The sequence below is a fragment of the Caldivirga sp. UBA161 genome (assembly GCF_002506515.1).
In the GTDB taxonomy this organism is placed as follows: domain Archaea; phylum Thermoproteota; class Thermoprotei; order Thermoproteales; family Thermocladiaceae; genus Caldivirga.
On sequence record NZ_DAXS01000017.1, the window covers coordinates 31,338 to 43,742 of the forward strand.

13 protein-coding genes are annotated in these 12,405 nt (G+C 43.8%); 6 read left to right on the forward strand and 7 right to left on the reverse strand.

Annotation, left to right across the window (positions count from 1 at the left end; translation table 11 throughout):
- Positions 1-58: 58 nt before the first annotated feature.
- The gene (locus tag BP896_RS02525; RefSeq protein ID WP_291765316.1) at positions 59-1,174 is read left to right on the forward strand and encodes a sugar phosphate isomerase/epimerase family protein; all 1,116 of its coding nucleotides are present in this window, start codon (positions 59-61) and stop codon (positions 1,172-1,174) included.
- Between the two features lie 17 nt (positions 1,175-1,191).
- Here BP896_RS02525 and BP896_RS02530 read toward each other — a convergent pair whose 3' ends face one another.
- Positions 1,192-1,809, reverse strand: coding sequence for a 30S ribosomal protein S5 (locus BP896_RS02530; protein WP_291765318.1), 618 nt, complete (start codon positions 1,807-1,809; stop codon positions 1,192-1,194).
- Between the two features lie 114 nt (positions 1,810-1,923).
- Between BP896_RS02530 and BP896_RS02535 the strand changes: the two genes are divergently transcribed.
- The gene (locus BP896_RS02535) at positions 1,924-2,451 is read left to right on the forward strand and encodes a hypothetical protein (RefSeq protein WP_291765319.1); all 528 of its coding nucleotides are present in this window, start codon (positions 1,924-1,926) and stop codon (positions 2,449-2,451) included.
- Here BP896_RS02535 and BP896_RS02540 read toward each other — a convergent pair.
- Positions 2,443-3,102: a KEOPS complex kinase/ATPase Bud32 gene (locus BP896_RS02540; protein ID WP_291765320.1), complete on the reverse strand. Its 660-nt coding sequence runs from the start codon at positions 3,100-3,102 to the stop codon at positions 2,443-2,445. The two genes, BP896_RS02535 and BP896_RS02540, sit on opposite strands and share 9 nt — an antisense overlap.
- Positions 3,103-3,153: 51 nt before the next feature.
- Here BP896_RS02540 and BP896_RS02545 point away from each other — a divergent pair, with 51 nt between their 5' ends.
- Positions 3,154-3,597: an uL15 family ribosomal protein gene (locus BP896_RS02545; RefSeq protein ID WP_291765321.1), complete on the forward strand. Its 444-nt coding sequence runs from the start codon at positions 3,154-3,156 to the stop codon at positions 3,595-3,597.
- A gap of 53 nt (positions 3,598-3,650) precedes the next feature.
- A complete protein-coding gene (tpiA, locus tag BP896_RS02550) occupies positions 3,651-4,328 on the forward strand; it encodes a triose-phosphate isomerase (RefSeq protein WP_291765323.1) in 678 nt (225 codons plus the stop codon).
- Positions 4,329-4,366: 38 nt separating this feature from the next.
- Here tpiA and cimA read toward each other — a convergent pair whose 3' ends face one another.
- Complete coding sequence (gene cimA, locus BP896_RS02555) at positions 4,367-5,926, reverse strand: citramalate synthase (RefSeq protein WP_291765325.1); 1,560 nt, start codon at positions 5,924-5,926, stop codon at positions 4,367-4,369.
- 191 nt (positions 5,927-6,117) lie between these two features.
- Here cimA and BP896_RS02560 point away from each other — a divergent pair, with 191 nt between their 5' ends.
- Entirely contained in the window at positions 6,118-6,723 is a 606-nt protein-coding gene (locus tag BP896_RS02560) for an alpha/beta fold hydrolase (protein WP_291765326.1), read from the forward strand.
- A 243-nt stretch (positions 6,724-6,966) separates the two neighbouring features.
- Positions 6,967-8,871 (forward strand): ADP-ribosylglycohydrolase family protein, encoded by a 1,905-nt coding sequence (locus BP896_RS02565; protein WP_291765328.1) that lies wholly within the window; start codon positions 6,967-6,969, stop codon positions 8,869-8,871.
- Positions 8,872-8,873: 2 nt separating this feature from the next.
- Here BP896_RS02565 and BP896_RS02570 read toward each other — a convergent pair whose 3' ends face one another.
- From BP896_RS02570 to BP896_RS02585, 4 genes are read right to left on the reverse strand one after another with little or no spacing between them, the layout of a single operon-like run.
- Positions 8,874-9,092 (reverse strand): hypothetical protein, encoded by a 219-nt coding sequence (locus tag BP896_RS02570; RefSeq protein ID WP_291765331.1) that lies wholly within the window; start codon positions 9,090-9,092, stop codon positions 8,874-8,876.
- A 14-nt stretch (positions 9,093-9,106) separates the two neighbouring features.
- On the reverse strand, positions 9,107-10,300 hold the full coding sequence (locus BP896_RS02575; RefSeq protein WP_291765333.1) for an ABC transporter ATP-binding protein: 1,194 nt from the start codon (positions 10,298-10,300) through the stop codon (positions 9,107-9,109).
- On the reverse strand, positions 10,284-11,306 hold the full coding sequence (locus BP896_RS02580) for an ABC transporter ATP-binding protein (protein ID WP_291765335.1): 1,023 nt from the start codon (positions 11,304-11,306) through the stop codon (positions 10,284-10,286). The genes BP896_RS02575 and BP896_RS02580 overlap by 17 nt, the downstream gene beginning before the upstream one ends.
- A 36-nt stretch (positions 11,307-11,342) precedes the next feature.
- Positions 11,343-12,278 carry an ABC transporter permease gene (locus BP896_RS02585; RefSeq protein WP_291765338.1) on the reverse strand — a complete coding sequence of 312 codons (936 nt, stop codon included), beginning with the start codon at positions 12,276-12,278 and terminating at the stop codon, positions 11,343-11,345.
- Positions 12,279-12,405 lie beyond the last annotated feature (127 nt).

Genomic DNA, 12,405 nt, shown 5'->3' on the forward strand with positions numbered 1-12,405 from the left:
CTGTTTAATGATTAATGATAGCTATAACTTAAAAGTAAACTCACGTTTAATTCAGTTAATGGATATGAGGATAAATAGGTTAAAGTCAGTCTACTCAGGCTTCATAGAAGGTAAGGCTGTTGATCAATTCTTCAGTGAATATAATGTTAAGTTCGCCGCAGGTACATGGACTGCCGGGGATTTCTCAGATAGATTCAATAGAAGTGGTTACTTCCCAAACCTACCTAAGGGACTAGTGGATCAATTGAGGAGAATAAGGGAAGCTGGGGTTGAGGGGGTTGTGCCAATAGATGCACAATTCCTTGACGATAACCTTAAGGTTAAGGAAGACTTAATAAGTGAAGTTAAGGCGATGGTTAACGAACTAGGCCTTAAGATAGCTGGATTAGGTATGGATATCTCAGGCTTCCACGTGTTTAAACTAGGCTCATTAACTAACCCTGACCCTAAGGTGAGGGAACTAGCCCTAAGTACACTTACCCAGAGCCTTGAAATCGCCCGTATGCTTGGCTTAGATTCAGTATCGCTTTGGCTTGGCCCAGATGGCTGGGATTACAGCCTTGAGTCCAATTACGGTAAGAAAATTAAGGAACTTTACGAGGGATTACTTAGCCTAGGTAAGGAGGCCCATAGATTAGGCATTAGGTCCTTTGGAATTGAGGCTAAGCCTAAGGAACCTAGGGAGGGTAATTTAATCATACCCACATCCCATGTTTCAATAATGCTCGCTAATAGGTTAAACAATGATTTAGGTGTGAAATTATTTGGAATAACCATAGACTATGGCCATGAATTAATGTATGCCGTCGAACCAGCCTACACTGTTTACTTAGCTAGGGAACAAGGAGTCCCAGTATCCACAGTACACATTAATACAGCTAAATGGCATAGTAATGATGAGGATAGGGTAGTTGGAACTGGGGATTCATGGCACTTCGTTGACTTCCTCTACGCATTACTGGATACCGGGTACTCAGGCTGGTTTACCTTGGATCAATTCACGTATAGGCTTAATCCAGTGGATGGATTAAGGTTATCTAAGGAGTTGTTTGCTAACCTATATAAGAAGGCCCTAGCATTATACTTATCTAAGGATGAGTTCGAGGCCGTTAGGTCCACGGGTGATCAAGCTAAGATACTTGATTACGTTAAGAGGATAATGTATGGCCTATGAATGCTGAATTAATGAACCTATATCTTAAACATATATGTATTCTTTAATGCATTCCAAGTGGCCATGGCGAAGTTGAGTGTTGTTCTAGTTTCACCAAGAGCCCTTGACCAAACATCCTTAATTCCAGCTAACCTAAGTATGGGCTTTATTGTATCGCCTGCAACTAAACCAACACCCTTAGGCGCCGGTATGAGCTCAACAAGCACACTGCCAGACCTACCCCTAACTACAAATGGTACACTGTGTGGTTCATCGCATGAACAATACCATGAACCGCAACCCCTCCTTACTGGAATAATGTTTACCTTAGCTTCCCTTATGGCCTTCTCCATGGCTGGACCTATTTGCCTAGCCTTACCAATCCCTATACCTACGTACCCATCCTCATTACCCAATGCTACCACCACTTGAAATCTACTAACCTCACCTGCATCTGTTTGCCTTTGGACAATGTTTATGCTTAATACCTCGTACTTGAGGTTAGTTAGTAATGCATCAACAATTTCAGGCTCCTGAATCCTTGCATTAGCTATGAATATGTCGTCAATCGACTTTATCTTACCCTCCTTAACAAGCCTACCAATCTCAGTCCTAGGCTTCCACTCCTCAATATTAGCAGTGGGGACTTCGGACATTGCCCAAATAGGCTAGCCACCCTTTTTAAATCTAATGCCGCCTGAATGATTAATAATGATTTAAGGAAACTGGAGGGGGAGTAACGTTTATATTGTTTACCTGGACTGCTAGCCGTGGGTAATGAGGAGTTAAATGTTAAGGAATTGCTTGAACTTAGGAGGAGGATTAGGGAGAGGATTAATGAACTTAGGGATGAGCTAAGTATGCTTGAGTCAACGCTTAAGGTAATAGATTCATTAATAAGAACCCGGTCAATAACAACTGCTGATAAGGTTTCACCCAAAGGGGAGCTACGCTTAACAGCACCCAGTGGCGAGGAGGTGGCTAAGTTGACTTACGATGATGATAAGATTATGGTTGAATTCAGTAAGCCAATAACCGAGCAGCCGCCATTGAGGAGGTTTTTCATTGAGAAGGTTCTCAATGGCCTTAAGGGTGAGGATGAGGAATTAATCAATAATGGTGAATTGGATGAATCAATGGGATTTGATTACGAGGTTGAGAGAAATAGTGAAGGCCTCATAACTAGAGTAATTATTCGAAACTATAGGGAGCAACGTAGGTTAAAGAGGATAATTGATGCGTTAAAGTGGACTGTGTCTAAGATGGGGGAGAAACAGGGTTCAGAAACCTCACAGTAACCTCCCTGTATAGTACCTTGCCAGGCTCCTAATCCTCTTAATCCACCTACCTACAGAAGCTGCCTTACCATCCCCCACAACACTACTGTAGCCATTAATGAAGTCGTTGAAGAGCTGTTCGCTGTACTCACCGTAATTGCTCTCAAGGGACCTGAGTAGTACGTTTAAGTCTAATGCAGCCTTCCTAAGGTATTTACTATCCCAGGTCGGCTTCAGCTTCTCACCAAGCCCAAAGTCGATTAAGTATTCATCACCATTATTAACTATTACGTTAGCTGGAGTTGGATCACCGTGAAGTATGCCCCCATTATGCAGCATACCCACTAAAGCCCCCATTCTATTCATTAATTCCTTAACAAGCTTGGAGTAGCCATTATTCTTAATCACGTGGTTTAATGTTGGTGAATTCAAGTACTGCATCCTTATCCTAGTCCTAACCACGTCAACATCATAAATCACCGGCGTCTTAACACCTAAATCAGCAGCATCCATCATTAACCTAGCCTCATTAATAGTTCGCCTAACCCTAATCATCTTATCAAACACAGGGTCCCTATAACCCTTAGGTGTCCTCTCCTTAACAAGCACTGTTAAGCCTAACCAATCCTCCAAGTACAGTAAAGCCTCCGCACCCTTAGCTATTACCCTCATTAAGTTAGGCTGCATTGTTAAAGTTTTAAACCCTCCCCATTAAGGGTGGTTGTGAGGCGTAGAGATAAGAAGTCTAGGAAGCTTAGGGGCTGGAGAACACACTCATGGGGGAGGGTTGGCCAACATAGGAGTAGAGGTCAAAGAGGTGGGGGAGGTAAGATTGGTTTACTTAAACATAAGAAGAGCCTGCTACTTAAGGTGACTAATGGTGAACTTTACCCACTAATAGGTAAGCATGGTTTCTATAGGCCAAGCCCAGAGGTTAAGGTAATAAATATAGGTGGCTTAAATGGATTAATACAGTCACTGCAGAGGAGGAATTTAATTAAGATGGAGGGCGATAAATACGTTATTGACCTAACTCAGTTGGGGTATGGTAAACTACTTGGTGAAGGTAAGATACAGAAGCCTGTGGTGGTTAAGGTTAAGGCTGCCTCAGCTAGGGCTATTAGGGCTATTAAGGAGGCTGGTGGTGAAGTCTTAATAGTTCAATAGGGTTAAAGGTAAATGAGTTAATGCTTATACACCCCATTAGCCTAGGTTTAATCATGAAGGTTCCAGTACTCATAATAAATATGAAGGCTTACCCAGAGTTACTGGGGGGTGGTGCTGTTAAGTTGGCTCAAGCAGCCGAGAAGGTTGCTAGGAGCCTGGGTGCATCTATAATAGTTGCACCACCTCACACTTACCTGAGGCAAGTTGCTGAGGCTGTAAGCATACCTGTTTATGCGCAGTCAGCTGATCCAGTGGATCCAGGGGCTAGGACTGGCCACATACCCTTGGAGTTCGTTAAGGATGCTGGGGCATCAGGTGTGATTATTAATCATAGTGAACATAGGCTACTGTTGAATGATATAGCTATGCTTGTTAATAAAGCTAAGGCCCTTAACCTTGAAACTGTGGTGTGCTCCCCAGACCCATTATCAAGCGCCGCTGCGGCTGCTCTTGCACCCACTGCAGTTGCCATGGAGCCGCCGGAATTAATAGGTACAGGTAAGTCTGTTAGTAGGACTAAGCCTGATGTGGTTGTTGAAACCGTTAACGCCGTTAAGAGGGTTAATGGTGATGTTAAGGTTATTACTGGTGCTGGTATAGAGGATTATAATGATGTGGCTAAGGCAATTGAATTAGGTACCGTGGGTGTGTTAGTGGCGAGTGCAATAGTTAAGGCTAAGGATTGGGAGGCTAAGATAACTGAGTTAGCTAAACCCCTTGTAGGTAAATGAATAATCATTAAGCATAGCCCTAATGCTTAAACCCAGGCTCATTCCTTAAGTAAACGCTGAGCCCCATTAATGGCCCTTAATCTGCTTAATTGAAGGTAGTAATCAAGGCCGTTCACCAGAGCCTCGATACTAGCCTTAATTACACTTGTGGAGACCCCAATGGTCCTCCACCTCATCACGCCATCCGTGAACTCCGCCGTTACCCTAACTAAGCTTTCAGTATTCTTAACCTCCGAGGGTAGCACAACCCTGTAGTCGGTTAAGGTGACTCCGGAAAGTTCAGGGTAAACCTTCTGAAGGGCCCTTCTTAAGGCTAAGTCAACCGCATGAACTGGGCCAACACCCTCAGCTACCTCAAGCTGCCCATTAACCTTAACCACCGCTAGGCTCATGCTGCTTTCATCAATAACCCTCCAGTACTCCACCTTAATCATCTCCCTGTATAGGTTAAGTTCCTTTAATGCTATTAAGACTGCTGAGGCTGGGGCTAAGTCAAAACTGTAACCCTTATTCTCAAGCTCCTTAATCCTCATTAAAGCCCTCTTAACCCTCTCATCCCTCTTATCAATCCTAACACCACTCTCCCCCAGGTAAACCACCAGGTTAGATGAACCTGAGAGTTCAGATAATATGAAACGCCTTGAATTACCCACCATTTCAGGGTCAATATGCTCGTAGGCCCTTGGATTCTTTAAAACAGCATCAACATGGATGCCGGCCTTATGCGTGAACGCGTAGTCGCCTACATATGGTTGATACGGATTAGGCTGCAGGCCCGTCAACTCGTAAACTAACCTGGATACCTCCCTCAACTTCCTTAAGCTATCTGGACCCTTTAATGCCCTTAAGCCAAGCTTAATAACTAGGTTTGGTATTACTTGAATTAAATCAGCATTACCAGTTCTCTCCCCAATGCCATTGATTGTTCCTTGAACATGCCTTGCCCCGGCTAAGACACCCATGATTGTGTTTGCCACTGCACAGCCTGAATCATTATGCATGTGTAAGCCAACCTTAACCTTAACAGTATCCACTACTCTCTTAGTTATTTCATAAACCTCATTAGGCATCATTGCCCCATTAGTGTCAGCCAACACTACCACACTAGCTCCAGCATCCTCAGCAGTCTTCACTACTGAGAGGGCATAATCAGGATCCTCCTTAAAGCCCTGGTAGAAGTGCTCAGCATCAAAAATTACCTCAAGTCCATGCGACTTCAAGTAACTGATACTATCATATATCATTTCAAGGTTATCCTCCCTGCTCACCTTCAGCACCTCATTAACGTGAAGCACCCATGATTTACCGAACAACACTGCAGTATTAGCATTGGTCCTTAGTACAGCGTTTAGACTTGGATCATTACTAGGTTTAGTATCCCTCCTCCTAGTGCTACTGAAGGCAGCAACCTTAGCGTGGCTTAATGAATACTTCCTAATCTCCCTAAAGTATTCCTCATCCTTAGGGTTTGATCCAGGCCAACCACCCTCAACATAATCAACACCGAGTTCATCAAGGGCTAGTGTTAACCTAACCTTATCATTAAGCGTAAACGATATGTTTGCACCTTGAGCTCCATCCCTTAAGGTCGTGTCCAAGACCTCAACGGTTGATTTCTAGAACACCCTCCATAATTCAGTTAGCTACTTGGGGTATATAAGTTTTACCTATGCATTTAATTAAGTAAATATTATAATGTTTATGCGATATAGCCTCATCATTAGGCTAAATAGGTAACCGGAGGAGTAGATTAGTAAGCTTAATTAAACTGCAGTAAATTCTCAGTAGCATGGCTAGTGAAAAATGGATAACAGTTAACGGTAGGAGGGTTAGGTTACTTCAAGGTGGTTCAGGTAAATCAACCTTACTATTCGTTCATGGACTCAGCTTCAGTGCCGATACTTGGAATGAATGCTGCCTAGGGTACTTTGAGAAAAAGTATTATGTCTACGCCGTAGACATGCCCTATGGCCCAAGGTCAAGGAGCGACCATTTTGAGAGGGAGAGCGAGAATGATTACGCCGAGCATTTGAAGGCCATTGTGAATGCATTAGGTATCTTAAACCCAATACTAATAGGTGCATCAATAGGTGGAGAAACGGTACTAAGGTACTTAGCCTTAGGCTACCCTGCATCCGCAGCCGTGGTAATAGGGCCAGTGGGTGTTAATAGGATTGACCTTGCTAGAATAAAGAAACCAGTACTGGGTATATGGGGTAGTAGGGATAATGTATCACCAAGGTATAATGCAGACCTATTAACTAGGTTCGGCTTTAAGGTGGTTTACATAGAGGGGGCAGGGCACCCTGCGTATCTTGATAAGACTGAGGAATTCATAAAAATAGTTGAGGGATTCCTAAGTGAAGTGGGGATGGCTGCCATCACTGATCGTTGATGAGGTATCAGGGTTCCGACTAAAGTTAACCAAGTAAAGTATCAGCCTCCTTATATCATAAGTACTTAACCTAAGTAATTTAACAAAGGCAGTACCATGAAGTTCCACTTAACTTACTTAACTCACTAAGTTCATGATGCTTACAATTCCATGAGAGCGTACTAGTTATTTATGTTAAAAATCATGAGTAGTATGAAATATTATATTATAAAGCTTTAAAACTAATGCCAGCTTAATTAACTCATGGTTTCGCTTTCAAGGGGAGTTTTGTTTAGTAAGATTTACGGCGGCTTATTGGGTAAGAATGCTGGTGGTAGTCTTGGTACACCCTATGAGAGGGGTTTTGGCCAGGAAGATTTAATTGAGGTTAAGCTTGAACCAAGGCTTTACCCTAATGATGACTTTGAGGTTCAGATGGCTTGGCTCAGGCTTATTGAAGATAGGGGGCTTGACATTACTGAACACGACCTTGCCCAATGCTGGCTTGACTGCATTCACTATAATTGGGATGAATATGGCTTAAGCAAGAGGAATCTGAGGCTAGGCATACTACCACCCATGTCAGGCTTCTTCAACAACTGGTTTAGGCACTGCATGGGTTCACCCATTAGGTCTGAGGTTTGGGCAATGATAGCCCCAGGCCTACCTGACGTGGCTGCTGAATACGCCTTTAAGGATGCTATTGTTGACCATGGTGGTGGTGAATCAGTTTACGGTGAAGTCTTTAACGCAGTACTAGAGTCCTTAGCATTCATTGAGAGTGACTTAATTAAGCTAATTAAGTATGCGTTAAGCTACATACCTCAATATAGTTTAACCTATAAGGCAATAGAGAGTGCACTTAATGCACATGCTAGGGGCTTGGATTTGAGGGAGGCTAGGAGGATTATTATTGAGCTTGCGCCAGTTGAGTACCGTAGGATAGCTCAATACTCACCCATTAACCTAGGCTTCGAGGTATTAGGCTTACTATACGGTAATGGCTTCATAGACGCCATGACTAAAACCATTAGCCTAGGCTATGACACAGACTGCACAGCAGCCACCGTGGGTGCTGTATTAGGTATTATTCATGGTGCGGACTACATGCCTCAGGACTATGTTAAGGTTTACGAGGAGGTTACAACAAATGAATCATGGGGTGGTGTATCTAATATTAGGTCTAATAGGACCGTGACCGAGTTGGCTAATAGGATCCTTAAGGTTACGTATAGTTTACTTGCAAGGCATAATGATAGGGTTAACGTGAGTGAGGCTGGCGATGTCACGTGGCTTATTGACCCATTCACAATTAGGCCTAATGGATCATGGCTAAATTATAAGCCAAACACTTGGGCGCTTAGGTTTACTGGGGTTGAGGCTGCTGTTGAGTATCCAATTGGCCCAGTGCTTAAGCCTAATGTTGAATTACCCATAGTAGTCAATGTTAAGAGCCTTAGGTTAAGTCCAATTAATCTAAGCTACATTATACATGGCATTAATGCGAAGGCTTATCAAGTAAACCCAGTGAGTGGGGGTTTACTCATTGAGCCTAATTCAATGGCTAGGGTTGAGTTCAGGGTTAGGTTAATTAACCTTAATGAACTTAATATTGTTGAGCACCCTGTGGTTCAATTCATAGCCTTAGATTCCCTTGAATTAATTAACGTAACCTTAACAATACTACCACCTGTGGTTTGGTTCATGAATAGGGTTAGTGATGAGGATGAGGACGTTGGGAGGTGGATTGGTGAGGCTGCCGCTGGTGAGTGGGCTGCTGTGTATAGGGATGGTTATGATCTCGGCCTTGAGGATCTAATACCCAAGGGAGCTTCAATAGCTATTGTGGGTTTCATTAATAATCCAGGTGATTCAAGGATTGTTCACTTGGGTATTCCCAATAATGCACCGTATGCTAAACTATGGTTTAATGAAGAACCCATTGTTGAATCCAAGGAGAGGTACGTGCTTAGGCCTAATTACGATGGTGATGGTAGGAATTACGCTGATGCCCTAATGAAGCATGGATGGAATACTGTGGCCATAAAGGTTAAGCGCATTGATGAGCCAGTAAGCCTACACTTCATGATCAGTGAATCCGCTAGAAGCCTACATAGAGGAATAACGAACATAATACAGCATAAGAGGCCAAGTTTAAAACCAGACTAATGCTACTGCTCAGACTCCGAAGAGGGCCTTAAACCCTCCTGCCCAGCCTGCTTCCTAATATCGTTAATAGTCCACATAAGCAGTATTATAAGGAATACTAGGGCCACTAAGGCTACGTAGAAGCTTACCTCATCTGGGTTCAAGTAGATGAAGGATATGCCTAATAGCACCAGTAAACTCAGTATTATACCGTAAACAGCCTTACCTATTTCAGGATGCATAATAATCACTGCTTTTAATACAACCAGCAGGCAACCATCACGTTGCCAACCTTCTTAAGCGGAGGCCTCTCCTTAAAGCACCTATCCATGGCGAATGGACATCTATCACTGAACTTGCATCCTGGAGGCGCCCTAAGTGGATTAGGTGGGTCAAGGCTCCTAAGCTTCATAACCTTCTTACTCCTTGACTTAACTGGATCAGGTTCAGGTATTGCTGATAATAAGGCTTGAGTATACGGGTGTAGTGGGCTTTCAAGCATCTCCTTAGCAGGCCCATACTCCATTATTGAACCAAGGTACATAACCGCAGCCTTACCTGTATCACCAGCCATATAGTAAGCCATTCCTAAATCATGGGTTATGAAGAGTACGCTCAGATTCATCTCCTTTTGCACCGCTAAGAGTAAATCAAGAACCTCGAGCCTAAGTGAAGCATCAAGCATTGTAACTATCTCATCAGCAACAACGAACTCAGGCTTAACGAGTAATGCCCTTGCAATCGACACCCTCTGCCTCTCGCCACCACTTAACTCGAAGGAGTACTTGTTAATGTAGGCCTTGGGGTTAAGGCCGACGTTCTCAAGTGCCTCAAAAATCAGCTTCTCCTCCTCGGCCTTACTATGCACAAGCTTATTAGCCCTTAATGGGACGGCCAATATATCGTACACTGTCTTATATGGATTAAGGCTTGAGTATGGATCTTGGTGAATGTACTGTGACTTAAGCCTGTAAACCCTATACTCCTCCTCAGTCATTGTTGAAATGTCCTTACCATGGAAGTAAATCCTACCGGTTGCAGGCGTATATAATCCAACTAGGGTTTTACCGAGTGTAGTCTTACCACTACCCGACTCACCAACAACTGCCATTGTTTCACCCTTATTCACCGTTATGTTAACGTGGTCAACTGCGTAAAGATCCTTCTTACTAAACATACTTCCAACCTTAAAGACCACTGTTAAGTCCTCTGCAGCAATTACAACATCTTCACTATACTTTCTCTCCGGCCCTTTCCTACCACTCAGGTATGCGGCGTGGCTTATGTATATTGGGCAATTCATGTAATCGAATATGCAGTACCAGCCAAGTGGGTTAACGGGCTTCTGTGTTAAACTACATAAGTAGCCCCCCTGGGGGGTTCTTTGAAGATATGGGCAAACTGGGGCAGGCCCCCTTGGGCTGCTACTTGAACTACTGCTGTTGCTCACTGGCCACCACCTTGCCTGCGGCCTGCTGCTGTATAAGGTTTGCCTTTATGCATGATGAGTAGTGCCCTGGCTCAACCTCAACAAGATTCATGTCTGCGTCAGCGCACTCAATGGATGCAAATGGGCACCTGCCTATGAATGGGCAACCCCTATTATTAGTTGTTGCAGCCACACCAGCGGGCTTAAGCTTAATTATCCTCTTACCTATTGCTGGGAAGGAGTTTATCAGCATGAGCGTGTATGGTGAGTATGGGCGTGAGTACACTGTATAAACGTCCCCAATCTCCATTACGTAACCCCTGTAGAGTACAAGCACCTTATCTGCAACATCAGCCACAACAGATAAGTCGTGGGTGATAAGTATTATGCCAACGTCACGCTCCTTACGCAGGTCCTTAATTAACTCAAGTATCTGCCTTTGAGTTAATGTATCTAGGGCCGTGGTTGGCTCATCAAGTATTATTATGTCTGGATTCAGCATTAGGGCTAAGGCAATCATAACCCTCTGCTTCATACCCCCCGACAACTGGTGTGGATATGACCTAAGCACCCTAGCCGGCTCGAGCCTAACTGAACGAAGCAAATCAGCGGCAGTCTTAAGTGCCTCCTCCTTGCCAACACCATGGGCTTGAGCAGTATCAATGAAGTGGTCCTTAACGGTTAATAATGGGTTCAGTGAATTCATGGCGCCTTGGAATACTATAGATATCTTACCCCACCTATACCTAATCCTCCTAAGCTCATCCTCGGGGAGGGTTAATACATTGTCAATCCTGGATCCATCCCTACTGTATAATGTAGCCTCACCAGTGATTACGGCATTATTGGGGAGGAGCCTCATTAGGGCAAGGGCTATGGTTGTCTTACCACTACCTGACTCACCAACTATCCCCAGTATTTCGTGCCTATGCAGCTCGAATGAAACGTTTTTAACAGCCTCAACGTCGAAGGTAGCTGTCTTATACGTTACGTTCAGGTTCTTAACGGAGAGCACCACTGAAGACATTGCCTTCACCTCGCAGCCCTACGCTTACTGGCTAATTTAATTTCTACCTCCCTCCTCCTCCTGGGGTCGAATACGTACACTGAGGCGTTTGCGAAGTAGACGAAGCCCATTAATATTATTGTTTGAATCACTATTAGTATGACTACTGGTATTGTTCCTGTCGGTGAGAATATTGCNNGCCTCCTGGTAGAAGGCGTTACCCATTATTGCCCCCCAATTTATGTTACTGTAGGGTATTAGGCCTAGGAATGCTAGGCCCATTGCACCGTAGAAGCCGCCAACTATACTTAGCATGAAGTTCATGACTATGTATGGGGTTATTGCGGGCATTATGTCGTTTGCTATTATTGATAGTGAGTTTAATCCAAGTAACCTAGATGCCTCAACGTAATCCCTATTCTTAGCACTCAAGGCAGCAGCCCTAATGGACCTGGCTAAGCCAGCCCAACTTAATATACCTAAGATGAAGCCTAGAATGACTGGGTTACCTGACCTAAATATGACTGCCAGTATTAGCCATAGGGCGAAGGTTGGTATTGTGAGAAGTAGGTTAAAGGTGAAGTTCAATGCCTTATCAGTAAAGCCCCCTAGGTATCCTGCCAGTAGCCCTAGGAAAGTACCTATAGCCACCTGCAGTATACCGGCTATTGCACCTATCTCTAGGAAGTATCTTAGCCCCCATATTATGTCGAGTAGTAGTGGTATTCCTAAGTAATCGGTGCCAAGTATGTACCATAGTGATGGTTTTGTTGATGGTGGTATGAATTGTAGTGCCACGTTACTCCACTTTGGCCCTGGGTATGGGAATAGTGGTGCGGCTATGGCTAATGCAATAACGAATACTGTTAAGCCGAATCCAACCTTACCCTGGCCAGTACTAGTGAAGATGACTATTGAAACGTATAATTGATGAAGCAAATCATAAAGCCTATTAACAACCCTCCTACCAAGAGGAATAGCAGACTCCATCATACACTCCTCACCCTAGGATCAATCAAACCATAAGTAACATCAGCAATAAAATTACCCAAAATAACAGCTATAATGATTACTAGGAATAAACCAATGGTCAGTAGGTAGTCTCTTGAACCTGAACCTA

Bases quoted from the DNA above. Each gene is read 5' to 3' on its own strand.
- BP896_RS02525 (WP_291765316.1), top strand. From the start codon at position 59: ATGGATATGAGGATAAATAGGTTAAAGTCAGTCTACTCAGGCTTCATA.
- BP896_RS02530 (WP_291765318.1), bottom strand. From the start codon at position 1,809: ATGTCCGAAGTCCCCACTGCTAATATTGAGGAGTGGAAGCCTAGGACT.
- BP896_RS02540 (WP_291765320.1), bottom strand. From the start codon at position 3,102: ATGAGGGTAATAGCTAAGGGTGCGGAGGCTTTACTGTACTTGGAGGAT.
- tpiA (WP_291765323.1), top strand. From the start codon at position 3,651: ATGAAGGTTCCAGTACTCATAATAAATATGAAGGCTTACCCAGAGTTA.
- BP896_RS02560 (WP_291765326.1), top strand. From the start codon at position 6,118: ATGGCTAGTGAAAAATGGATAACAGTTAACGGTAGGAGGGTTAGGTTA.
- BP896_RS02565 (WP_291765328.1), top strand. From the start codon at position 6,967: ATGGTTTCGCTTTCAAGGGGAGTTTTGTTTAGTAAGATTTACGGCGGC.
- BP896_RS02570 (WP_291765331.1), bottom strand. From the start codon at position 9,092: ATGCATCCTGAAATAGGTAAGGCTGTTTACGGTATAATACTGAGTTTA.
- BP896_RS02580 (WP_291765335.1), bottom strand. From the start codon at position 11,306: ATGTCTTCAGTGGTGCTCTCCGTTAAGAACCTGAACGTAACGTATAAG.